At 69.3% G+C, this 21,332-nt stretch carries 20 protein-coding genes and 1 pseudogene; 8 read left to right on the forward strand and 13 right to left on the reverse strand.

All coding sequences use genetic code 11. The features are described 5' to 3' along the window. Positions 1 to 8 precede the first annotated feature (8 nt). Positions 9 to 320: pseudogene (locus BN948_RS08235) on the forward strand (hypothetical protein); the annotation flags it as partial. Positions 321 to 398: 78 nt separating this feature from the next. Here the strand turns inward: BN948_RS08235 and BN948_RS08240 are convergent. From BN948_RS08240 to BN948_RS08250, 3 genes are all read right to left on the reverse strand, one after another. Next, entirely contained in the window at positions 399 to 827 is a 429-nt protein-coding gene (locus tag BN948_RS08240; protein ID WP_009517048.1) for an organic hydroperoxide resistance protein, read from the reverse strand. Between the two features lie 56 nt (positions 828 to 883). Next, positions 884 to 1,336, reverse strand: coding sequence for a MarR family winged helix-turn-helix transcriptional regulator (locus BN948_RS08245; protein ID WP_009517049.1), 453 nt, complete (start codon positions 1,334 to 1,336; stop codon positions 884 to 886). 148 nt (positions 1,337 to 1,484) lie between these two features. After that, a complete protein-coding gene (locus tag BN948_RS08250; RefSeq protein ID WP_009517050.1) occupies positions 1,485 to 2,519 on the reverse strand; it encodes a serine/threonine protein kinase in 1,035 nt (344 codons plus the stop codon). Between the two features lie 47 nt (positions 2,520 to 2,566). Between BN948_RS08250 and BN948_RS08255 the strand changes: the two genes are divergently transcribed. The 3 genes from BN948_RS08255 (at position 2,567) to BN948_RS08265 (ending at position 5,910) form a co-directional block, all read left to right on the forward strand. Continuing rightward, positions 2,567 to 3,451: a class I SAM-dependent methyltransferase gene (locus tag BN948_RS08255; RefSeq protein ID WP_009517051.1), complete on the forward strand. Its 885-nt coding sequence runs from the start codon at positions 2,567 to 2,569 to the stop codon at positions 3,449 to 3,451. Positions 3,452 to 3,583: 132 nt separating this feature from the next. Continuing rightward, on the forward strand, positions 3,584 to 4,774 hold the full coding sequence (locus BN948_RS08260; RefSeq protein ID WP_009517052.1) for a cation:proton antiporter: 1,191 nt from the start codon (positions 3,584 to 3,586) through the stop codon (positions 4,772 to 4,774). Between the two features lie 11 nt (positions 4,775 to 4,785). Continuing rightward, positions 4,786 to 5,910, forward strand: coding sequence for a YbdK family carboxylate-amine ligase (locus BN948_RS08265; RefSeq protein WP_009517053.1), 1,125 nt, complete (start codon positions 4,786 to 4,788; stop codon positions 5,908 to 5,910). Between the two features lie 3 nt (positions 5,911 to 5,913). Here the strand turns inward: BN948_RS08265 and BN948_RS08270 are convergent, their stop codons facing one another. Beyond that, positions 5,914 to 6,702 (reverse strand): hypothetical protein, encoded by a 789-nt coding sequence (locus BN948_RS08270; protein WP_009517054.1) that lies wholly within the window; start codon positions 6,700 to 6,702, stop codon positions 5,914 to 5,916. A 289-nt stretch (positions 6,703 to 6,991) separates the two neighbouring features. Here BN948_RS08270 and BN948_RS08275 point away from each other — a divergent pair, with 289 nt between their 5' ends. Further along, positions 6,992 to 7,249, forward strand: coding sequence for a hypothetical protein (locus BN948_RS08275; RefSeq protein ID WP_009517055.1), 258 nt, complete (start codon positions 6,992 to 6,994; stop codon positions 7,247 to 7,249). Positions 7,250 to 7,281: 32 nt separating this feature from the next. Here the strand turns inward: BN948_RS08275 and BN948_RS08280 are convergent, their stop codons facing one another. Together BN948_RS08280 and BN948_RS08285 are read right to left on the reverse strand one after the other, a co-directional pair. After that, complete coding sequence (locus tag BN948_RS08280) at positions 7,282 to 8,112, reverse strand: ABC transporter permease (RefSeq protein ID WP_009517056.1); 831 nt, start codon at positions 8,110 to 8,112, stop codon at positions 7,282 to 7,284. Then, positions 8,109 to 9,053, reverse strand: a complete 945-nt coding sequence (locus tag BN948_RS08285) for an ATP-binding cassette domain-containing protein (RefSeq protein ID WP_009517057.1) — start codon at positions 9,051 to 9,053, stop codon at positions 8,109 to 8,111. Before BN948_RS08285 ends, BN948_RS08280 begins: the two co-directional genes overlap by 4 nt. A 52-nt stretch (positions 9,054 to 9,105) precedes the next feature. Here BN948_RS08285 and asd point away from each other — a divergent pair, with 52 nt between their 5' ends. Continuing rightward, entirely contained in the window at positions 9,106 to 9,957 is an 852-nt protein-coding gene (gene asd, locus BN948_RS08290) for an archaetidylserine decarboxylase (RefSeq protein WP_009517058.1), read from the forward strand. 26 nt (positions 9,958 to 9,983) lie between these two features. After that, positions 9,984 to 11,186 carry a formate-dependent phosphoribosylglycinamide formyltransferase gene (gene purT, locus BN948_RS08295; RefSeq protein ID WP_009517059.1) on the forward strand — a complete coding sequence of 401 codons (1,203 nt, stop codon included), beginning with the start codon at positions 9,984 to 9,986 and terminating at the stop codon, positions 11,184 to 11,186. Positions 11,187 to 11,219: 33 nt separating this feature from the next. On the opposite strand, the gene BN948_RS08300 is transcribed toward purT, so the two are convergent. From BN948_RS08300 to BN948_RS08325, 6 genes are all read right to left on the reverse strand, one after another. After that, complete coding sequence (locus BN948_RS08300; protein ID WP_009517060.1) at positions 11,220 to 12,203, reverse strand: Bug family tripartite tricarboxylate transporter substrate binding protein; 984 nt, start codon at positions 12,201 to 12,203, stop codon at positions 11,220 to 11,222. A 44-nt stretch (positions 12,204 to 12,247) separates the two neighbouring features. After that, a complete protein-coding gene (locus BN948_RS08305; RefSeq protein ID WP_009517061.1) occupies positions 12,248 to 12,622 on the reverse strand; it encodes an AtuA-related protein in 375 nt (124 codons plus the stop codon). Beyond that, a complete protein-coding gene (locus BN948_RS08310) occupies positions 12,619 to 13,995 on the reverse strand; it encodes an acyclic terpene utilization AtuA family protein (RefSeq protein ID WP_009517062.1) in 1,377 nt (458 codons plus the stop codon). Before BN948_RS08310 ends, BN948_RS08305 begins: the two co-directional genes overlap by 4 nt. 122 nt (positions 13,996 to 14,117) lie before the next feature. Then, positions 14,118 to 14,573: a (2Fe-2S)-binding protein gene (locus tag BN948_RS08315; RefSeq protein ID WP_009517063.1), complete on the reverse strand. Its 456-nt coding sequence runs from the start codon at positions 14,571 to 14,573 to the stop codon at positions 14,118 to 14,120. A 10-nt stretch (positions 14,574 to 14,583) separates the two neighbouring features. Next, positions 14,584 to 16,857 (reverse strand): xanthine dehydrogenase family protein molybdopterin-binding subunit, encoded by a 2,274-nt coding sequence (locus BN948_RS08320; protein ID WP_009517064.1) that lies wholly within the window; start codon positions 16,855 to 16,857, stop codon positions 14,584 to 14,586. Between the two features lie 11 nt (positions 16,858 to 16,868). Continuing rightward, on the reverse strand, positions 16,869 to 18,377 hold the full coding sequence (locus tag BN948_RS08325; RefSeq protein ID WP_009517065.1) for an AMP nucleosidase: 1,509 nt from the start codon (positions 18,375 to 18,377) through the stop codon (positions 16,869 to 16,871). 14 nt (positions 18,378 to 18,391) lie between these two features. Here BN948_RS08325 and BN948_RS08330 point away from each other — a divergent pair, with 14 nt between their 5' ends. Beyond that, entirely contained in the window at positions 18,392 to 19,672 is a 1,281-nt protein-coding gene (locus BN948_RS08330) for an MgtC/SapB family protein (RefSeq protein WP_009517066.1), read from the forward strand. A 216-nt stretch (positions 19,673 to 19,888) separates the two neighbouring features. Here BN948_RS08330 and gorA read toward each other — a convergent pair whose 3' ends face one another. Then, positions 19,889 to 21,304 (reverse strand): glutathione-disulfide reductase, encoded by a 1,416-nt coding sequence (gorA, locus tag BN948_RS08335; RefSeq protein ID WP_009517068.1) that lies wholly within the window; start codon positions 21,302 to 21,304, stop codon positions 19,889 to 19,891. Positions 21,305 to 21,332 lie beyond the last annotated feature (28 nt).

Here is a 21,332-nt window from a genome sequence, read left to right on the forward strand (position 1 = left end):
AGCCTGCCATGACGCCCCGCCTTCCCCAGTCGCTCGCCGCCCTAACCCTCGCCACCCTGCTCGGGGGCTGTGCAAGCGTCGGCGTGGGCTTCGGCATCCCGGTGGGCCCGGTGTCCATCGGCGTGGGCGCCAGCAACCACGGTGTGAGCCTGGGCGTGGGCACGGGTGTTGGCCCGGTGGGCGTGGGCGTTGGCGTGGACCAGGGCGGCCGTGTGAACGCGGGTGTGGGTGTCGGCACCAGCACCGAAATCGGCAACAGCGGGGTGCGCGCCGGGGTTGGCGTGGGCACAGGCACCACCATCTACGACCCGAACAAGCCGAATCGCTGAGCGCTTTCTTGTGCTCGAACAAAAAACCCGCCGAGAGCTGGCGGGTTTTTTTCATGCCGCGTGAGGCGATCAGGCGACGGTGAGCGTCACGGGGATGTTGCCGCGCGTGGCGTTGGAGTATGGGCACACCTGGTGCGCGGTGTTCACCAGGTCTTCGGCCACGGCGCGGTCCATGCCGGGCAGGTGGATGGTCATGCGCACGGCGATGCCGAAGCCCTGCGGGATCGGGCCGATGTCGACCTCGGCGTCGATGGCGGCGTCGGCCGGCACGGCGATCTTCTTCATGCCCGCCACGTGCTTCATGGCGCCCATGAAACAGGCGGAATAGCCCGAGGCGAAGAGCTGTTCGGGGTTGGTGGCGGTGCCGGCGCCGCCCATGGCCTTGGGCGGGGTGAGCTTGACGTCGAGCAGGCCGTCGTCGGAACGGGAGGTGCCTTCGCGGCCACCGGTGGTGTGAGCGCGGGCGGTGTAGACGACTTTGTCGAGCGTGGTGGGCATGGTGGTTTCTCCTGGTTGGTTGCTGGTGACAGCGGGTGGAACGGACGGGAAAGGGATCAGGCGCTGAGCCGGTCGCGCAGTCGCCTCACGTCTTGCGTGAGGGCGATGGCTTCCTGCAAGGTGCACTGCGTGGCTTGCAGCACGCATGAGGGGATGCGGGCCGCCCGGGTCTTGAGTCGGCGGCCGGCGACGGTGAGCCGCACCAGCACGCGACGCTCGTCCTGCACGTCGCGCAGGCGGGTCACGAAGCCGATGGTTTCCAGGCGTTTGAGAAGTGGCGTGAGCGTGCCGGAATCGAGGTGCAGGCGTTCACCCAGCGCCGAGACGGTGAGACCGTCCTCTTCCCACAGGGCGAGCATGGCGAGGTATTGCGGGTAGGTCAGGCCCAGCTCGTCGAGCCAGGGCTTGTAGAGCTTGGTCATGGCCAGCGATGCCGAGTACAGCGCGAAACACAACTGGTTGTCGAGCTTGAGCAGGTCGCTGGAAGATGGGGTGGGCGTCGATGCCATGGCGGGAAGTGTGATGCGACATTAAATTGTGTGCAATTGAATAGGACGAAAGACAACTGCCGAGGCAGGGGCTTTCGGTGCCCGTGGGGCGCGCGGCGCGGCCGAGCTTAGAAGAGCGCTTCTGCGCAAACCCCGGAGGGTTTGCGCTTCAGGCGATCAGGGGATCCCGCTGCATGGCCTCGATCTGCTCGCGCAGCAGGTCGACCTGGCCGCGCCAGTGGTCGCGCCCGCCGAACCAGGGGAAGTTGATCGGGAAGGCCGGGTCGTCCCAGCGGCGCGCGATCCAGGCGTTGTAGTGCACCAGGCGCAGCGTGCGCAGGGGCTCGATGAGCGCGAGCTCGCGCCGGTCGAAGGGGCGGAACTGCTCGTAGCCGTCGAGCAAGGCGGACAGTTGCAGGGTCTGCTGGCGGCGCTCGCCCGACAGCAGCATCCACAGGTCCTGCACGGCCGGGCCCATGCGGGCGTCGTCCAGGTCCACGAAGTGCGGGCCCGCGCCGGGCAGGCCCTCGGGCGTCCAGAGCACGTTGCCGGGGTGGCAGTCGCCGTGCAGCCGCAGGCGGGCGATGCCTTCGGGGTCGCTGTCACCACCGGTGCGCAGCACGGGGTGGGCCTCGATCAGCGTCAGCGCCTCGTCGAGCGCGCTGCACCATTCACGCCGCACCTCGGGGGCGATGGCTTCGTGCTCCAGCAGCCAGTCGCGCGGTTCGCGCGCGAAGGCGGTGGCGTCGAGCGCCGGCCGGTGCGTGAAGGGGCGCGCCGCGCCCACGGTGTGCAGCCGCGCAAGGAAGCGGCCGATCCATTCGAGCACCTCGACGTCATCGAGCTCGGGCCGCCGCCCGCCGCGCCGGGGCCACGCGCCCCAGGTGAAGCCGGCGTGGTGGTGCAGGGTGGCGCCGTCGATGGCCAGCGGCGCCACCGCCGGTACCTCGGCCGCAGCCAGCTCGGCCGCGAAGGCGTGTTCCTCGGCGATCTGCGCGTCGCTCCAGCGACCCGGGCGATAGAACTTGAGCACCACCACCTCGTGCCCTTCCACCGGCTGCTCCAGGTGCGCCTGGTAGACGCGGTTCTCGAAGCTGTTGAGCGTGGTCAGGCGGCCGTCGCCGCGCAGGCCGATGGTGTCGAGCGCGTCGAGCACGGCGTCGGGGGTGAGGGCGTCGAAGGGGTGCGGGGTCGGCATGGTCATGCGCGATTGTCCGGTGCCCGCGGGTGGCGCTCACCTATCATCGCCGCATGCCCTCCGCTTCCCGATCCGCCACGCGACCCAAACCCGCGCAAGACCTTCACGCGCAACTGCCCGAGCTGCGCGCGGACCAGTCGATCGAGCTGCTCAAGGAACTGCACATCCTCACCCGCGAAGGGCGCCTGAACCAGGACACGCGGCGCAAGCTCAAGCAGGTCTATCACCTGGTGCAGTTCATCGAGCCGCTGCTCGCGCAGGTGCTGGCCGACACGGGCGACGTGGTGCTGGCCGACCACGGCGCGGGCAAGTCCTACCTGGGATTCATCCTGTACGACCTGGTGCTCAAGCCGCGCGGGCAGGGCAGTGTCATCGGCGTGGAGGCACGCGCCGAGCTCGTGGAACGATCTCAGGCGCTCGCGCAGCGCCTGGGTTTCGAGCGCATGCGCTTCCTGGCGGCCACGGTGCAGCAGGCCATGCAACACGCCGACCTGCCCGAGCGCATCGACGTGGTGACGGCGCTGCACGCCTGCGACACAGCCACCGATGACGCCATCGATTTCGCGTTGGCGCGCGGGGCGCGCCATGTGGTGCTGGTGCCCTGCTGCCAGGCCGAGGTGGCCGGCGTGATGCGCCAGCACAAGGCCTTTGCGCTCAAGCAGACACCGCTGGCCGAGCTGTGGCGGCACCCGCTGCACACGCGCGAGTTCGGCAGCCAGATCACCAACGTGCTGCGCTGCCTGCGCCTGGAAGCGAGTGGTTACGACGTGACCGTTACAGAGCTCGTCGGATGGGAGCATTCCATGAAAAACGAGCTTATTCTGGCCCGTAGAATGGCCGACGATCGCCACGGCCAGCGCGAACGCGCCCGCCAGCGACTGCTGCAGGTGCTTGATCAGTTCGGCCTGCAAGCGATGCAGACCCGCTTCGCGGCCTGAGGGTCGCGATTCGCGGCGGCCCCACGGGCCGCCACTCCGATGAACCGATGGCCCCGCCCGGGGTTACGACACCCGACGACAGCCGGCCTTGCCGGCCACCGATCCGACGGTGTCACCGAGGAGAGTCCTTTCGTGATTCCAACCGACATCGCCTTTCTGTTGCAGGCCATCGCCTGGCCCCTGGTGCTGCTGCTGGCCTGGTTCCTGGCGGAGATGCTCAGCGAGCGCTGGCACCTGCCCCGCGTGACGAGCTACGTGGCCGTGGGCCTGCTGGCCAGCCTGATCAACCTGCCCGGCCTCACACCCGACATCGCGGGGCTGCCGTTCCTGGCCAACGTGGCGCTGGCGCTGGTGCTGTTCGAGCTGGGCTACCGCATCAACCTGCGCTGGTTCCGCCACAACTACTGGGTGCTGTTGCTGGGTGTCATCGAGTCGCTGGTGACCTTCGGCGTGGTGTACTGGGCCACGGGCTGGTTCACGCTGCCCACCGATCAGCGGCTGATGATCGCCGCGGTGTCCATGGCGGCCTCGCCCGCGGGCGTGCTGCGGGTGGCGCACGAGCTGCGCAGTTCCGGCCAGGCCACGGAACGCGTGCTGCACCTGAGCGCGATCAACTGCTTCATGGCCGTGCTCACGCTCAAGCTCGTGGTGGGCTACTGGACGCTGTCGACCTCGGGCGACTTCGCGCTCGCGGCTTTCGGCAGCATCCACGTGGTGGGCACGTCGATTGCCGTGGGGGCGGTGTTGGGCTTTGCGGTGCCCTGGCTGCTGCGACTGCGCATTGCGCATGAGGACGGCGTGACCGTGGTGTTTGCGCTGGCCGTCATCCTGCTGACCACCGCAGCCTACGGCCTGAAGCTCTCGCCGCTGCTGGCCGCACTGACCTTCGGTATCGTCGCGCGTGAGCGGCGCGTGCACCTCACCAGCGCCCAGCGCGACTTCGGCACCGCGGGCGACCTGCTGTCCGTGTTCCTGTTCGTGTACATCGCCTCGCTGCTCACCTGGACGGACGTTCCCACCACCTTTCTCATGGGCATCGTCCTCATCCTGATCCGCACGGCCAGCAAGGTGGTCTGCAACGTGGCCGCGGCGCGCCTGTCGGGCATTTCCGAACGCAAGGGCCTGCTCACGGGCCTGGCGCTCACGCCCATGTCGGCCTTCGCCATCCTGCTGATCGAGGAAACCCGCCTGTACGGTTTCGAGCCCGCGGTGCAGGTGCTCGCGGCCATGGCCGGAATGATGCTGCTGCAGGAACTGCTGGGCCCTGTCGTCACGCAGCGCGCGCTGATGGCCGCGCACGAGACCCACGTGACCAAGGAATAAGGAGCCCGCGCATGCCATTGGAAACCTTCAAGGCGTCCGACTCGCTGACCATGGGCGTGGAGCTGGAGCTGCAGCTCGTCAACAGCTACGACCATGACCTCTCCAGCAGCGCCAACGACCTGCTCGACCTTCTCGCGCGCAAGCCCTTCCCAGGCGTCGTCACGCCCGAGATGACGCAGAGCATGATCGAGATCGCCACCGGCATCCACACGGAGCACGGGCCGCTGTTGCTGCAACTGCAACAGATCCGCGACACGCTGGTGTCGGCGGGCGATCGCCTCAACATCGAACTCGCGGGCGGCGGCACCCACCCCTTCCAGCGCTGGTTCGAGCAGCGCATCTTCTCCAAGCCGCGCTTTCACCAGCTCTCGGGGCTGTACGGTTACCTGGCCAAGCAGTTCACCGTGTTCGGCCAGCACGTGCACATTGGCTGCGCCTCACCCGACGAGGCCCTGTTCCTGCTGCACTCGCTCAACCGCTACGTGCCGCACTTCATCGCGCTGTCCGCGTCCTCGCCGTTCTCGCAGGGCGTGGACACGCTGTTCGACTCGGCGCGCCTGAACTCGGTATTCGCCTTCCCCTTGAGCGGGCGCGCGCCCTTCGTGCTCAAGTGGGACGAGTTCGCCAACGTGTACTTCACCAAGATGGAAAGCACGGGCGTGGTCAAGTCCATGAAGGACTTCTACTGGGACATCCGGCCCAAGCCCGAGTACGGCACCATCGAGCTGCGTGTGTGCGACACGCCGCTGACGGTGGAGCGCGCGGCCGCGCTGGCCTGCTACCTGCAGGCGCTGTGCCGCCACCTGCTGGAGCGCAACGAGCCCCCGCCCGAGGAAGACGACTACCTCGTCTACACCTACAACCGCTTCCAGGCCTGCCGCTTCGGCCTGGACGGGATGATGGTCAACCCCAAGACGCGCGAGCAGATCAGCATCCGCGAAGACGTGCTGGCCACGCTGCGCGAGCTCACGCCGCACGCGCTGGCGCTCAACAGTCTGGGGGCGCTCGACGAGATCGAGCGCACGGCCGCCCACGCGGGCAACCACGCCAGCTTCCTGCGCAACCGCTTCAAGGAAAGCCGCAGCGTGGAGGCAGTGGTGCGCGCCAGCGTGGAAGCGCTGCGGCACGGGCCGTGAAGATCAGCGGTTGGCGTCCATCAGCAGGGCCACGCTGGCGTCGCGGTCCATGCCGAAGGCGATGAGCTTGCGCAGCACGCCGTCGTACTGGGCAACGCCTTCGATGGTGACGCCGTCGGGCAGCAGGCATCCGGCACCCGTGAAGTCGAGCCGGGTCGCGAAGATGGCCGTGCTGCCTTGGGGCTGCAGTCGGCCGCTGCCCGTGCAGTGCTCGAAACCGGGCGTGACGCTGGCCAATGCAACGGTGCCATCCGAAGCGACGCTCACTTCGAAGCTGTCCTTGTAACCATCGGCGTAGAGATCGGCCTCGTAGGTCGTGGCCACGCCGGACAAAGGCACAACGACGTCATAGCTTGGGTCGTATTGCAGTTCACCGGTGTAGTTGTTCGGTGTCAGCGTAAGGTTCATGCTGGCCATGGGCGTGAAGCCGCCATTCAAGCCGATCGCGCGCTTCTGCGCTGGCACCGCGCCGACGGCACTGAGTTGGCTGCTGATCGCCTGCCCCTGGAAGGCCAGCATCCGACCCCGCGCCACCTCCAGCACGAGGGAGCCGGATGTGCTGTCGATCAGCAAGCCCCAGCTGTCACCTTGCGCCGGGACGACGAAGACGGCGCTGAACGTGTCGCTGTACTCCCAACCCCAGATGCCTTCGTTTGTGAGGCGGGTTGCGGATGCCGCGGCGGGTGGTGGGTTCTCGGAAACCCCCACTTCGCGGCCCCCACCGCCACAGGCGCTCAATGCCACCGCCATCCACACACTGGTGGTGCGCGACCACTTCACCCATACGCTCATTTCCGCTCCTTGATTTGCATCCGCCCATTGCGGGCGGCGCGAATCATGGGTGCAGGGAAAGTGACATACGGGGCGGGGGTAGCTTGACCGGCCAGGGAGCGCTACCGACCGCTCGCGCCAGTGGGCGTGACTTTCGTCACAAACGCATGGGTGGAGGAATCCCGACATCTGTCGGGAAACTTCCTACACGCGGGATGGCGAGGCGCCGACTTAACGCCCCCGGAGGGCATCGATACAGTTTGTTTCCATCGACACACCCTCCGTCTCACCCGATTCCCGAAAGCCCGCCATGAACTCCTTCGCCAACCGCACCAACCCCTTCGTGATGATGCTGGACCCGGAAGCCGTCATCAACGCCATGGAGAGCAGCCAGCCGCTGCGGGGCCTGCGTGGCCGCGTCTGCCGCCCGCTGGACAAGCCGCTGATCCCCACGTTGTTCAACACCACGATCCGCGAGTTCGACGCCGCGATCGATGAAGAGGAGTTCATGGACAGCGGCATCGAGACCTATGCCGAGGCACAGCCCGGCCTGAGCGCCGTTCACTGAGCCAGCCCCGGGCCGCCGCCGCCCGGCGGCCCTCAGCGCGCGAAGCGTTTGCGCGTCAGGGCCAGGGCCAGCCAGAACGCGCCGACCGCGTACACCACCAGCACCGCCAGGTGCAGCGCCGCGTCGGTGGGCCACTGGTCCAGGAACAGCGGGCGCACCAGTTGCACCGCGTGCGTCAAGGGCAACAGATCGGAGAACAGCAGCACCGGCGCGGGCAGCTGTTCGCGGGGGAAGAACACGCCCGACAGGAACATCATGGGCGTGATCACCAGCGTGAAGTAATAGCTGAAGAAGTCGTAGCCTTTGGCCAGCGCGTTGAACACCAGCGCGATGCAGGAGAAGGTGATGCCCACGAGCCCCAGCACCGGCCAGGCCACCAGCAGCTTGGGCGAGTGCGTGATGCCCAGGCCCAGCATCACCAGCAGGATCACCGTGACGGTGAACAAGGCCTTGAAGCCGGCCCACAACATCTCGGCCAGCACCACGTCGTCCAGGCGCACCGGCGCGTTCATGATGCCGTCCCAGGTCTTTTGCACGTGCATGCGTGAGAAGGCCGAGTACAAGGCCTCGAAGGTGGCCGCGTTCATGGCGCTCATGCAGATGCTGCCGCTGGCCAGGAACAGGATGTAGGGCACCGCCACCGAGCCGCCGCCGGCCGTGCCCATGTTCACCGTGCCGACCAACGCGCCCAGCCCGTAGCCGAAGGCCACCAGCCAGATGAGGGGTTCGGCGATGTTGGCCACCACGCTGGGCAGGGCCAGCTTGCGCCACACCAGCAGGTTGCGCAGGAACACCGGCCACCAACGCCAGGACAGGCGCGGCGGGGACCAGGAGTTGATGGGGGTGAGGGTGGTCGTGGTCATCCGTCTTCCCTGATTTGGCGGCCGGTGAGCTTCAGAAACAGATCTTCGAGGTTCGCGGGCCGGTGCAGCGTGCGCAGTTGGTGGTGGTCGGCCAGCGCGGCCAGCAGAGGCTGTGCCTGGGCGGTGTAGAAGAACACGGTCTCGCCGCTCACTTCCACGCGCGCGGCCAGGGCGCGCATCGGGGCGTGTTCGTCGCGCTGCGCCAGGTTCAGCGCGCCCGGGCCGTAGACCTCCACCACGTCGGGCTCCAGGTGCTCGGCGATCAGCGCGCGCGGGCGGCCTTCGGCGATCTTGCGGCCGTGGTCCAGCACCAGCAGGCGCGAGCACAGGCGCTCCGCCTCGTCCATGAAATGGGTGGTGAGCAGGATGCTCTTGCCCTGCTGCAGCAGCACCTGCAGGCGCTCCCACATCAGGTGGCGGGCCTGCGGGTCCAGGCCGGTGGTGGGCTCGTCGAGCATGAGCAGGCGCGGGTCGTTCACCAGCGCGCGCGCCAGGCTCAGGCGGCGCTTCATGCCGCCCGACAGTTCACCCGGCTTGGCCGTGGCCTTGTGCGTGAGCGCGGCGAACTCCAGCAGCTTCGGGATGCGCGGGCGGATGACCGCGTCCTTCAGGCCGAAGTAGCGGCCATAGACCAGCAGGTTCTCGGCGCAGTTGAAGTCCGGGTCCAGTGTGTCCATCTGCGCCACCACGCCCAGTTGCGCCTTGATGGCCATGGCGTCGCGCGGCATGTCCATGCCGAAGGCGTGGATGTGCCCCGCATCGGGCGCGGTGAGGCCCAGACACATGCGGATGGTGGTGGTCTTGCCGGCGCCGTTGGGACCGATGACGCCGAGGCATTCGCCGGGGTGGATGGCGAAGTCCACGCCGTTGACCACCGTGTTCTCGCCGTAGCGTTTGACCAGCCCGGCGGCTTCGAACAGAGGTGTGCTCATCCGGATCATTGTGCCCGCCCAGACAAACCCCCACGGGTTCCACTTTTACAATCCGCCACCCATGTCGCTGGCCGTCCAATTCCAATACCTCTTGCCCAAGCTGGCGCTCACGCGCCTGGCTGGGGCCTTCGCCCGCGCGCGCGCGGGGGCCATCACCCAGTGGGCCATTCGCCGCTTCATCGCGCGCTACCAGGTGAACATGGCCGAGGCCGCGAACCCCGACCCTACCGCCTACGAGACCTTCAATCACTTCTTCACGCGCGCCCTGAAGCCCGGCGCGCGCCCCTTGGCCGACGCGGCCTTCGTCTGCCCCGTGGACGGCGCGATCAGCCAGCTCGGCCGCATCGAGGGCGACCGCATCTTCCAGGCCAAGGGCCATGACTACGACACGCGCACGCTGCTGGGCGGCGATGCCGCACTGGCGCAGTCCTTCCAGGGTGGCCGCTTCGCCACCATCTACCTCAGCCCGCGCGACTACCACCGCATCCACATGCCCGCGGCGGCCACGCTGCGCCGCATGTTGTACGTGCCGGGCGATCTGTTCTCGGTGAACCCGGCCACGGCCGCGGGCGTGCCGGGGCTGTTCGCGCGCAACGAGCGCGTGGTGTGCGTGTTCGACATGCCCGTAGGCGACCGCACTGTGCCGTTCGCGCTGGTGCTGGTGGGCGCCACCATCGTGGGCAGCATGGCCACCACCTGGCACGGCGTGGTGAACCCGCCGCGCCCCGGCACCGTGCGCGAGTGGCGCTACGACGACGCGCCCGTGCACCTGGACAAGGGTGCCGAGATGGGCCGCTTCCTGCTCGGCTCTACCGTCGTGCTGCTCTGGCCGCCGGACACCATTGCCTTGAACCCGGACTGGACCGCCGCGCGGCCCGTGCGCCTGGGCGAGGCCATGGGTGCCGCGCTCTGAACCCTTCTTTCATCAGGACATTGCCCATGACCACGCTCGGCACACCGCTGTCGCCCTCGGCCACCAAAGTCATGCTGCTGGGCAGCGGAGAGCTTGGCAAGGAGGTGCTCATCGCCCTTCAACGCCTGGGCGTTGAGACCATCGCCGTCGACCGCTACGAAAACGCGCCCGGTCACCAAGTGGCGCACCGCGCGCACACCATCGCCATGAGCGACCCGGCCCAGCTCAAGGCCTTGATCGAGCGCGAGCGCCCGCACCTGGTGGTGCCGGAGATCGAGGCCATCGCCACGCCCATGCTGCAGGAACTGGAGACCGCGGGTGTGGTGCGCGTGATCCCCACCGCACGCGCCGCGCGGCTCACCATGGACCGCGAGGGCATCCGCCGCCTGGCCGCCGAAACCCTGAGGCTGCCGACCAGCCCCTACCAGTTCTGCGACTCGCTGCAGGAATTGCAGGCGGCCATCGACAGCGGCATCGGCTACCCCTGCATCGTCAAGCCGGTGATGAGCAGCAGCGGCAAGGGGCAGAGCAAGATCGACGGCCCGGACGACGTGCAAAAGGCCTGGGACTACGCCATGGCCGGAGGCCGCGTGAGCCACGGCCGCATCATCGTGGAGGGCTTCATCCGCTTCGACTACGAGATCACCCTGCTCACCGTGCGCGCGTTGGGCGCCAACGGCGAGCCCGAGACGCACTTCTGCGATCCCATCGGCCATGTGCAGGTGGCGGGCGACTACGTGGAGAGCTGGCAGCCGCACCCCATGAGCGCGGTGGCGCTGCAAAAGAGCCGCGAGATCGCCAAGGCCATCACCGACAACCTGGGCGGGCAGGGCCTGTTCGGCGTGGAGCTGTTCGTGGCGGGCGACCAGGTGTGGTTCAGCGAGGTGAGCCCGCGCCCGCACGACACGGGCATGGTCACCATGACCACGCAGTGGCAGAACGAGTTCGAGCTGCACGCGCGCGCCATCCTCGGCCTGCCGGTGGACACCACGCTCAAGAGCCCGGGCGCCAGCGCCGTGATCTACGGTGGTGTGGAGGCACAGGGCATCGCCTTCGACGGCGTGGACGAGGCCCTGCGCGTGCCCGGCACCGAACTGCGCCTGTTCGGCAAGCCCGAGAGCTTCGAGAAGCGCCGCATGGGCGTGGCGCTGGCGCGTGATGCGGACGTGGAGCGCGCGCGCGAGAACGCCAAGCTCGCCGCGTCGAAGGTCAGGCCCCGGCGGGCCTGACCCTGGTGACGCGACCGTCGGGCGCGCGGGCGTTCACTCGGCCTGGATGCCGGCGGCCTTGATGATGTCGCCCCACTTGCGGGTTTCCGCGGCCTGGAAGCGCGCCAGCCCGTCGGGCGAGCTGGTGAAGGCTTCCGAGCCGCTGGCCTCGAAGAAGCCCTTGGCGGCGGGGCTGGCCGTGGCGCGCACCAGCAGCTCGTTGAGGCGCTTGACCACGGCCTCGGGTGTGCCCGCCGGCGCGTAGGCTGCGAACCAGTAGCCCATCTCGTAGCCAGGTACACCGGCCTCGGCGATGGTGGGCACGCCCGGCAGCATCGGCGACGGCTTGCTGGCCGTCACGCCGAGCGCGCGCAGCTTGCCGCCCTGGATCTGCGGCACGCCCGTGGACATGTCGGCGAACATCATGTTGATCTGGCCGCCCAGCAGGTCGGTGATCGCGTTGGGGTTGCTCTTGTAGGGCACGTGCAGGATCTGCACCTTGGCCATCTGCTGGAACAGCTCGCCCGCGATGCGACTCGACGAACTGCCGCTGCCGAAGTTGAGCTTGCCCGGCGACTTGCGCGCCTCGGCGATCACGTCGCCCACGGTCTTGAACGGGGAGGCGGTGGTGACCACCATCACCTGGCCGCCCTTGCCCAGCGCGGTGATGGGCGCGAAATCCTTCACCGGGTCGTAGCTCAACTTCTTGTAGAGATGCTCGTTGGCCGCGTGCGTGGTGTTGGTGGTGATGAGCACCGTGTAGCCGTCGGCGGCGGCCTTGGCCGCGGCCGAGGCGGCGATCGCGCCGCTGGCGCCGGCCTTGTTCTCGATCACCACGGGCTGACCGGTTTCGGTGCTGACGGACTGGCCCAACGCGCGCGCGAGCTGGTCGGTGGCGCTGCCCGCCGCGAAGGGCACGACGAAGGTGATGGGCCGCGAGGGGTAGGCCGGTGCCTGGGCCCAGGCGGGGGCCGCGCCCAACAGGGCAGTGAGGGCGCAGGCCAGCAGGCCGTGGCGGCGCGTGAGTTTGGTGTTCATGTGTCTGTCTCCTTGGTCGATGGGTGAAGAAGCCCGGGGTCGGCTCAGGGGCCGCCCACGAGGTGGGTGCGCAGGGCATCCGGCACGGTGACCGGCAGATCCAGCATCAGGAAGGACAAGGCCTTGCCGTGGCTGTCAAGGTTGAGCGAGTCGTTCACGCCGCCGTCGAGCACGTCGTCGAGAACGAAGTTCATGGCGTGCAGTTGCGGCAGCAGGTAGCGGCGCACGGCGCTGGGCCGGCGCGCGGCGAAGTGACGGGCCACAGCGTCTTCGGTGACCTGCTCGACCAGCAGGTCCCACAGGGCCGGGTGCCAGGCGATCACACTGATGTTGGAGCGGTTGCCCTTGTCGCCGGTGCGGCTGTGCGCGAGGCGGTACAGCGGCACGGTCTGTCGGGCCTGTTCGATCGACGTGTTCATGACCGGGCCTCCTGCTGCAACTCATCCACCATGGCATGGCCCACCGACACCGCCTCGCGCGGCACCAGGCAGGAGACCATGCCCAGGCGCGGGCGGATGGCGGTGCGCACGCCACCGCCGCCCGCGGGGCCGCAGCAGTACAGGGCCGTGACTTCGCGCACCAGGCGCTCGGCCTGCGCGCGATCGCGCTGCTGCAGGGCCACGCGCAGGCGCACGTCGCGAACGCCTTCGTCCAACGGGTCGTCCAGCCAGCGGCTGCTGTCGTCGCCAAGCACGCTGGTCACGCCGATCAGGTCCACGCGCAGGGGGCCGGCGTCGGCCAGGCGTTCCTGCAGCACCTGCGCGGCCAGGCGCGCGCGCGCCACCGCCCGCGCGCCGGCGTAGGAGATCTCGCCCTCGGCGAACCAGCCCGTTTCGAAACAGGCGTTGACCTTGAGGGTCGGCGGCCGGGGGTGGCCGCTCACGCCCTCGAGCCGCACGCGGTCGGGGCCGACCTGGCGCACGCGCGCGGTGGTGATGTCGGCGACGACGTCCGGCGTCAGGTAGGCCGAAGGGTCGTGCAGTTCGTACAGCAGTTGTTCCTTGACCGTGCGCTCGTCGATGCGGCCGCCACTGCCCTCGGGCTTGCTGATGGTGCAATCGCCGCTGTCGTCGATCTCGGCGATGGGGTAGCCCAGCGAGGCCAGGCCCGCCACGTCCTTGTAGCCGGGGTCGGCGAAGTAACCGCCGCAGACCTGCGCGCCGCACTCCAGCAGGTGGCCCGCCATGGTGGCGCGGGCCAGGCGGGTCCAGTCGTCCGGGCGCCAGCCGAAGTGCGCGAGTGCCGGGCCCAGCACCAGCGAAGGATCGGCCACGCGGCCGCAGACCACGATGTCGGCCCCAGCCACCAGCGCCTCGGCGATGGGCGCGGCACCGATGTAGGCGTTGGCGCTCACCAGCGGCTCGCAGGGCATGGCCCGGCCCAGCGAGCGCTCCAGCAGGGCGCGATGTTGCACCCCGCTCACGTCGTCGCCATGCACCACAGCGATGCGGGGGCGGCGCAGCCCCAGTTCCTTCGCCAGCGCTCGGATGCGGCGCGCGGCGCCGAGCGGGTTGGCGGCGCCGAAGTTGCTGACGATGCGGATGCGGTGCGCCAGGCACAGCGCCAGCACGGGCGTCAGCAGTTCGTCCAGCAGGGGCTCGTAACCCAGGTCGGGGTTGCCGCGGCGCGCCAATTGCGCCAGCGCCAGCGTGCGTTCGGCCAGGGTCTCGAATATCAGCACGGACGCCTGTCCCCGCGCGATCAGCTCGCGCACCACGGGCAGGGCGGCGTCGGTGCGGTCGCCCGAGAAGCCGGCCGCGCAGCCGATCATCAGGCTCGAACGCTCAGTCATGTGTGTCTCCTGACGCGAATCTAGGTCAGGCGGCACCCGCTGTGAATTCGATTGTTCGGATCAATTCATCCGGTTTCTGGATGAATGCCCGGGAGTGGCCATCCCGGCGGGCCAGTGGGGGATCAGCGCGGTGTCGCGGCGAGTGCGATGGCTTCCTCGATGCGCTGGTAGGTGCCGCAGCGGCACAGGTTGCCGCTCATGGCCGCGCGGATCGCGTCGGCGTCGGGCCGCGGGTTGGCCTTGAGCAGCGCGCAGGCGCTCATGAGCTGGCCGCTCTGGCAGTAGCCGCACTGCACCACGTCCACGGTGGTCCAGGCCGCACGCAGGGCGGCGATCTCGGGGCCTTGCACGCCTTCAATGGTGGTGATGTCCTGCCCCGCCACGTCCTTCAGAAGCGTGGTGCACGAACGGATGGCGGCGCCATTGGCGTGCACCGTGCAGGCGCCGCACAGCGACATGCCGCAGCCGAACTTGGTGCCGGTGAGCTGCAGGTCGGCGCGCAGCACCCAGAGCAGGGGCGTGTCGGGATCGGCGTCGACGGTGACATCGCGGCCGTTGACCTTGAGCGTGGTGGTCATCGTGAACTCCTCAGGCAAGTTTCAGCGGCAGGCTGCGCAGGCGCTGGCCCGTGAGCGCAAAGAGCGCGTTGGCCACGGCGGGCGCGATGGGTGGCACGCCGGGCTCGCCCACGCCCTCGGGGTGGCCGTTGCCAGGCAGGATCACGCACTCCACGCGCGGCGATTCGTTGAGCCGCAGGATTTGCTGGTCGTGGAAGTTGCTCTGCTGCACCTGGCCATCGACGATGTCCACGCCACCGTGCAGCGCGGCCGACAGGCCGAACACCACGCCCCCTTCCAACTGCTGGCGAATGCCCGCCGGGTTGACCGCGAGGCCGCAGTCGATGGCGCACCACACGCGGTGCACGCGGATGGCCTTGTCGGGCCCGAGCGAGACCTCGGCCACCTGCGCGACGCTGGAGCCGAAGGAGTCGTGCAGGGCGATGCCGCGCGCGGTCCGGGCGCCATCGGGCGCGGCCGGCGAAGGCGAACCCCAGTTCGCGGCCTTCGCCGCGGCTTGCAGCACGGCCAACTGTTTCGGGTGCTGGCGCAACAGCGATTCGCGAAAGGCCAGCGGGTCGACGCCGGCCGCGTGCGCGCACTCATCGACGAAGCCTTCCTTGAAGAAGGCCTGGTGCGAATGGCCCACGGAGCGCCAGAAGCCCACCTGCAGCGGCAGCTCCACCGCCGCGTGCGCGATGCGCGCGGCCGGCCACTCGTAGGCCTGGTCGAAGGCGCCTTCGCTCGTGGTCTTGTCGGGCCCGCCGCCGGGCAGGCCGAAAGCGCGCTTCAACACCTGCGGCACGATGGCCTGGCCCGCGCTGGTGTTCTTCCAGGCCACGAGGCGCTGGGCGGCGTCGAAGCCGGCCTCGAAGCGCGCCACGCAGGCGGGGCGGTACAGGTCGTGGCGCGTGTCCTGCTCGCGGCTCCACATCGTCTGCACCGGCTGGCCCGGCACCGCCTTGGCGATGGCGGCGGCCTGCGCGATGAAGTCCACTTCCAGCCGCCGGCCGAAGCCGCCGCCCAGCATCAGCACGTGCACGGTCACGGCCTCATCGGGCAGGCCCAGGGCCTCGGCCGCCGCCGCACGGGCCAGGCCGGGCACCTGGGTGGACACCCACACCGTGGCCTTGTTGCCTTCGAACAGCACGGTGCAGTTGATGGGCTCCATCGCCGCGTGCGCGAGCCAGGGCGCGCGGTACTCGGCCTCGATGCGCTTGGCCGCGCCCGCGAGCGCGGCGTCCACCTCGCCGGTTTCGAAAAAGGCAAAGCCGCGCTCGTCGCGCGCGGCGTCGGCCAGGCGCTGCATGGCGGGGGCGCTGCTGAAGTCGGCCAGCGCGCCGTGATCCCAGGTCACGTCCAGCTGGTCGGCGGCCTGCCGTGCGCGCCAGGGGTGATCGGCGATCACCGCCACGCCGCCCGTGCCGCCGCGCAGCGGCTCCACCGCCGTCACGGCCTTCACGCCGCGCACCGCGCGCGCGGGCGCGGCGTCGTGGCGTTGCGCGCGCCCGCCCAGCGTGGGGCACATGCGCACGCTGGCGTACAGCAGGCCCTGGGGCAAGGCATCGATGCCGAAGCGCGCGCTGCCGTCGATCTTGCCGGGCGTGTCCAGGCGCCGCGTGGCTTGGCCGATGCGCTTGAAGCGCACGGGGGCTTTCAGCGCGGGGTCGCGTGGCAGCGCTTGCTGGGCCGCCGCGGCGGCCAGCGCGCCGTAGCCCAGGCGGCGGCCATCGGGCGCGATCACCTCGCCGTTCTCGGTCTGGCAGTCGGCAGGCGCGATGCCCCATTGCGCGGCGGCGGCGGCCACCAGCATCTCACGCGCGGACGCGCCGGCCTGGCGCATGGGCCGCCACAGGTCCTTCACGCTCGACGAGCCGCCGGTCATCATCACGCCGATCTCGCGCATGGTCTTGGCGGTGAGCCACTGCACGGTGTCGACGGCGAAGTTGTCGGTGTCGGGGTGCACCGGCAGGCCATCCACCACGCTGACGATGTTGTTGTAGATATTGTCGATGGGCGACTGCTGCCAGCGCACGCGCGACCAGTCGGCGTCGAGTTCCTCGGCCAGCAGCATGCAAAGCGAGGTGACCACGCCCTGACCCATCTCGCTCTTGGCCAGCGTCACGGTCACCTCGCCGTCGCGCGCGATCCGGACCCAGCCGTTGAAGGCGACCTCGCCTTCACTGGTAGGCAGTGGCTGCGAGGTGGTGAGCCGCTGACGCGGCGGCATCAGGCCCCAGCCGATGACCAGGGCGCCGGTGATGCCGAGCGTGCCGAGGATGAACTTGCGTCGGGTGGTGGCCATGCGGCTTCTCCTTATTGGAACGCTACCTCCGCGAAGCTCCTGAGCTTGCGGCTGTGCAACTGGTTCACGCCACCTTCGCGCAGCAACTCCACCGCACGGATGCCGATGCGCAGGTGCTGGTCCACGCGCTCGCGGTAGAAGTGGTTGGCCATCCCGGGCAGTTTGATCTCGCCGTGCAAGGGCTTGTCGCTCACGCACAGCAAGGTGCCGTAGGGTACGCGGAAGCGAAAGCCGTTGGCGGCGATGGTGGCCGACTCCATGTCCAGCGCCACCGCGCGCGACTGGGAGAAGCGCAACTGCGGCATGTTGTTGGGCAGCAGCTCCCAATTGCGGTTGTCGGTGCTGGCCACGGTACCGGTGCGCATGATGCGCTTGAGCTCGGCCGCAGGCACGCCGGTCACATCGGCCACCGCGGCCTCCAGCGCGAGCTGGATTTCGGCCAGCGCCGGGATCGGCACCCACAGCGGCAGTTCCTCGTCGAGTACATGGTCTTCTCGGACGTAGGCGTGGGCCAGCACGTAGTCGCCCAGTTGCTGCGTGGTGCGCAGGCCCGCGCAGTGGCCCAGCATCAGCCAGGCGTGCGGGCGCAGCACGGCGATGTGGTCGGTGATGTTCTTGGCGTTGGCCGGGCCCACGCCGATGTTGACCATGGTGATGCCGCTGCGGTCCTCGCGCATGAGGTGGTAGCCCGGCATCTGCGGCAGGCGCGGCGGTGCATGCCCGAGTTCGTCGCCTGCCACGTGCGGCAGGCCGGTGCGCCTGGTGACCACATTGCCCGGCTCGATGAAGGCGACGTACGGGCTGTCGGGCTTGTCCATCTCGGCGTGGCCGAGCTTGATGAACTCGTCGATGTAGAACTGGTAGTTGGTGAACAGCACGAAGTTCTGGAACCAGTCGGGCGAGGTGCCGGTGTAGTGGCGCATGCGCTGCAGCGAATAGTCCACGCGCGGCGCGGTGAACAGCGACAGCGGGTGCGCCTCGCCGGGACCCGGCACGTGGGTGCCGTTGGCGATGCCGTCGTCCATGGCGGTGAGGTCGGGCAGGTCGAACACGTCGCGCATGAAGGCCCGGCGCGTCATGCTCATCTGGCCTTCCACGTGGTCGTGCTCGGCGAAGGAAAAGTGGATCGGGATGGGTTGCGTGCTGGTGCCCACCTCGATCTCGCCGCCGTGGTTGGCCAGCAGCAGGCGGAACTGCTCGCGGTAGTAGTCGCCGTACAGGTCCGGCCGCGTGAGCGTGGTCTCGTAGCGGCCAGGGCCGGCCACAAAGCCGTAGCTCAGGCGCTGGCGGCCCAGCTCGTCGGCGCCTTCGCCCAGGCGCAGGTTGCTGTGGCTTACCAGCCGCACATAGGGGTAGCAGGCGCGCACGCGCACGTCGTGGAAATCGGCACCGTTGACGTAGTCGTGCAGCGCCTGGCGCAGGAACTCCACGCTGTTCTGGTAGATGCGGCGCACCTGCTCGAGCGCGGCGTCCGGGTCGTCGAAGCGCTGGGGGGCGGTAAATTCGGGCGTCTTTTGCATGCGGCTATTGTGAAGTGAACGGCCTGATTTCTGCTGACCTGTCCCACGCGGCCGCCACGCTGGCCGTGGCGCTGGGCTGCGGCCTGCTGGTGGGCATCGAACGCGAGCGGCGCAAGGGCCAGGGGCCCGCGCGCGCGCTGGCCGGCCTGCGCAGCTTCGCGCTCACCTGCGTCACGGGCGCCGCGGCGGCGCTCACCGGGCTCAATGGCGTGGTGGTGGCGGGTGCGGCCTTCATCGCGGGCCTGGGCGTGGTGGCCTACCTGAAGGACCGCTCCGACGACCCCGGCGTGACGACCGAGGTGGCGCTGCTGCTGATTTATCTGGTGGGCGTACTCAGCGCGCACAGCGCCATGCTCGCCGCGGGGCTGGCGGCCGGGCTCACCGTGGTGCTGGCGGTGCGCGAGCGAGCCCACCGCTTCGTGACGCACTGGTTGCGCCCGGCCGAAGGGCGCGACGGCCTGCTGCTGGTGGCGCTGGTGCTGCTGGGCCTGCCCCTGCTGCCCGACCGGCCGCTGTGGGGCGAGGTGCTCAACCCGCGCGGCATCGGCTCGCTGGTGGCCTTGCTGCTGGCCCTTCAATCGGCCGCGCACCTGGCGCGCCGCCTGCTGGCCACGCGGCACGCGGTGGCGCTGTCTTCACTGGCGTCGGGTTTCGTGTCGAGCACGGCCACCATCGCCAGCCTGGGCCTGGCGGTGCGCGGCGGTGCGGCCAGCGCGCGTGCCATGGCGGGTGGCGGCCTGCTGTCGTGCGTGTCTACGCAACTGCAGTTGCTGCTGGTCGCGGCGGCCGTGCGGCCGGCCTGGCTGGAGGTACTGTGGCTGCCCGCGCTGGCGGCCGGGGTGCTGGCGCTGGGCGTGGGCTGGTGGTTGGTGCGCGGAGACGGCGGCGACGTGGTGGTGACGGGCGCCACGCCGCGTACCGAAGCCTTGCCGGCGCCGCGCGAGGACCGCATGTTCAGCCTGGGCGGCGCGCTGGCGGTGGCGGCGCTGCTGGTGGGCATCCAGGCGCTGGTGCATGGCCTACAAGGCTGGCTGGGCGACACCGGCCTGATCGTGGGGGCCGTGGTGGGCGCGCTGGCCGACCTGCACGCCTCCGTCGCCGCCGTGTTCGCCGACGCGCCGCCCGGCGACGCGGCGCGTCATGCGTTGATGCTGGTGCTCTTGGTGCACGCGAGTAGCAAATCCGTTACCGCGTTCGCGTCAGGCGGTTGGGCCTATCTGCGCTGGCTGGCGCCGGGGCTGTGGTTGCACACACTGCTGGGCGTGGCGCTGCTGGCGTCGATGAGCATGGCCTGATCCGCCCGAGCGCGTTGCAGCAAGGTCAGCGTCGCCAACAGGGCGGCCACGGCGCAGAGCGCCAGGCAAAGAAGCCGGAACGAGTCGGAGGGCTGGGGCGTGATACGGATGGGCATGCGGTGTCCTGTAAAGGCACCACATACTCACCCTGGGGTGTTCCCCATTCCATAACGCGAATGCACGATTCTTGTTCGGCTCGGGAATCGCGCCGGCCGCTCAGCCGGTGGCCGCACGCTTGACCGGCTCGCGCATGGTCACGAATTCTTCAGCCGCCGTGGGGTGAATGCCGACGGTGCTGTCGAACACCGCCTTGGTGGCACCGGCCTTCAGCGCCACGGCGAAGCCCTGCACGATCTCGCCGGCCTCGGCGCCCACCATGTGCAGGCCCACCACGCGGTCGGTCTTCGTGTCCACCACCAGCTTCATCAGGGTGCGTTCGTTGCGGCCTGAGAGCGTGTGCTTCAAGGCCTTGAACTCGCTGCGGAAGATGGTCACGTCGCCGAAGCGCTCTCGCGCCTGGGCTTCGCTCAGGCCCACGGTGCCGATGCTGGGGTGCGTGAACACGGCCGTGGGCACGAAGTCGTAGCTCATGTCGCGCGGGGCCTTGCCAGGGGCGGGGCCGCAGAGTTCGTCCACCACCACCATGGCCTCGCCCAGCGCCACGGGCGTGAGCTGCAGGCGGTCGGTCACGTCGCCCACGGCAAAAATGTGCGGCACGTTGGTCCGATAGCGCTCGTCGACGATCACCTCGCCCTTGGCGCCCAGGGCCACGCCCACGGCGTCGAGGCCGAGCCCCTCGGTGTTGGGGACGCGGCCGGTGGCGTAGAGCGCGGCGTCCACGGTGAGGGTGTTGCCGTCCTCGCAGCGCACCACCAGACCGTCGTCGGACTTGCGGATGTCGACCACGCCGGCGTTGAGGTGCAGATCCACGCCGGCCTTGGCGATCTCGGCCGACGCGAAGTGGCGAATCTCGTCATCGAAGCCGCGCAGCACCTGCTCGCCGCGGTAGAGCTGGGTGACCCGCGCGCCCAGACCATTGAAGATGGACGCGAATTCGCAGGCGATGTAGCCGCCGCCCACGATGAGCAGGCGCTTCGGGAAGGGCTCGAGGTCGAACACCTCGTTGCTGGTGATCACGTGCTCTCGCCCGCTGAAGTGCGGCACATGGGGCGTGCCGCCCGTGGCGATGAGGACGTGGGCGGCGCTGAAGCGTTGGTGGCCGGGCGTGCCGTCGGCGTGCAGGGTCGCGAGCTCGATCTCGTGATCGCCGACAAGCCGCGCGAACCCGTCCATGCGCGTGACGCCGGAGCCGCTGAGCAGGTTGGCGTACACGCTGTTGAGGCGGGAGATTTCCTGGGCGCGGTTGGCCTTGAGCGTCGCCCAGTCGAAGCGCGCTTCGCCCAATTGCCAGCCGAAGCCGCGGGCTTCCTCGAAGGCCTCGCTGTAGTGCGCGGCGTAGCTGTACAGCTTCTTGGGAATGCAACCCACGTTGACGCAGGTGCCGCCGAGGCCGCTGTTGCCCAGCACCTCGGCCAGGGCCACGCGCTGGCCGCGCTGCGCGGCCATGCGCGCGGCGCGCACGCCGCCGCTGCCACCGCCGATGACGAAGAGGTCGAAGTCGTAGTCGCTCATGGCCGCGATGGTAGGCCCAGGCGCGGGC

Source organism: Hydrogenophaga intermedia, from assembly GCF_000723405.1.
Taxonomy (GTDB): Bacteria; Pseudomonadota; Gammaproteobacteria; order Burkholderiales; family Burkholderiaceae_C; genus Hydrogenophaga; species Hydrogenophaga intermedia.

What these genes read in the sequence shown, in the direction of transcription:
- BN948_RS08240 (WP_009517048.1), bottom strand. Translation starts at nt 827, where the DNA reads ATGCCCACCACGCTCGACAAAGTCGTCTACACCGCCCGCGCTCACACC.
- BN948_RS08245 (WP_009517049.1), bottom strand. Translation starts at nt 1,336, where the DNA reads ATGGCATCGACGCCCACCCCATCTTCCAGCGACCTGCTCAAGCTCGAC.
- BN948_RS08250 (WP_009517050.1), bottom strand. Translation starts at nt 2,519, where the DNA reads ATGACCATGCCGACCCCGCACCCCTTCGACGCCCTCACCCCCGACGCC.
- BN948_RS08255 (WP_009517051.1), top strand. Translation starts at nt 2,567, where the DNA reads ATGCCCTCCGCTTCCCGATCCGCCACGCGACCCAAACCCGCGCAAGAC.
- BN948_RS08265 (WP_009517053.1), top strand. Translation starts at nt 4,786, where the DNA reads ATGCCATTGGAAACCTTCAAGGCGTCCGACTCGCTGACCATGGGCGTG.
- BN948_RS08270 (WP_009517054.1), bottom strand. Translation starts at nt 6,702, where the DNA reads ATGAGCGTATGGGTGAAGTGGTCGCGCACCACCAGTGTGTGGATGGCG.
- BN948_RS08275 (WP_009517055.1), top strand. Translation starts at nt 6,992, where the DNA reads ATGAACTCCTTCGCCAACCGCACCAACCCCTTCGTGATGATGCTGGAC.
- BN948_RS08280 (WP_009517056.1), bottom strand. Translation starts at nt 8,112, where the DNA reads ATGACCACGACCACCCTCACCCCCATCAACTCCTGGTCCCCGCCGCGC.
- BN948_RS08285 (WP_009517057.1), bottom strand. Translation starts at nt 9,053, where the DNA reads ATGATCCGGATGAGCACACCTCTGTTCGAAGCCGCCGGGCTGGTCAAA.
- asd (WP_009517058.1), top strand. Translation starts at nt 9,106, where the DNA reads ATGTCGCTGGCCGTCCAATTCCAATACCTCTTGCCCAAGCTGGCGCTC.
- purT (WP_009517059.1), top strand. Translation starts at nt 9,984, where the DNA reads ATGACCACGCTCGGCACACCGCTGTCGCCCTCGGCCACCAAAGTCATG.
- BN948_RS08300 (WP_009517060.1), bottom strand. Translation starts at nt 12,203, where the DNA reads ATGAACACCAAACTCACGCGCCGCCACGGCCTGCTGGCCTGCGCCCTC.
- BN948_RS08305 (WP_009517061.1), bottom strand. Translation starts at nt 12,622, where the DNA reads ATGAACACGTCGATCGAACAGGCCCGACAGACCGTGCCGCTGTACCGC.
- BN948_RS08310 (WP_009517062.1), bottom strand. Translation starts at nt 13,995, where the DNA reads ATGACTGAGCGTTCGAGCCTGATGATCGGCTGCGCGGCCGGCTTCTCG.
- BN948_RS08315 (WP_009517063.1), bottom strand. Translation starts at nt 14,573, where the DNA reads ATGACCACCACGCTCAAGGTCAACGGCCGCGATGTCACCGTCGACGCC.
- BN948_RS08320 (WP_009517064.1), bottom strand. Translation starts at nt 16,857, where the DNA reads ATGGCCACCACCCGACGCAAGTTCATCCTCGGCACGCTCGGCATCACC.
- BN948_RS08325 (WP_009517065.1), bottom strand. Translation starts at nt 18,377, where the DNA reads ATGCAAAAGACGCCCGAATTTACCGCCCCCCAGCGCTTCGACGACCCG.
- gorA (WP_009517068.1), bottom strand. Translation starts at nt 21,304, where the DNA reads ATGAGCGACTACGACTTCGACCTCTTCGTCATCGGCGGTGGCAGCGGC.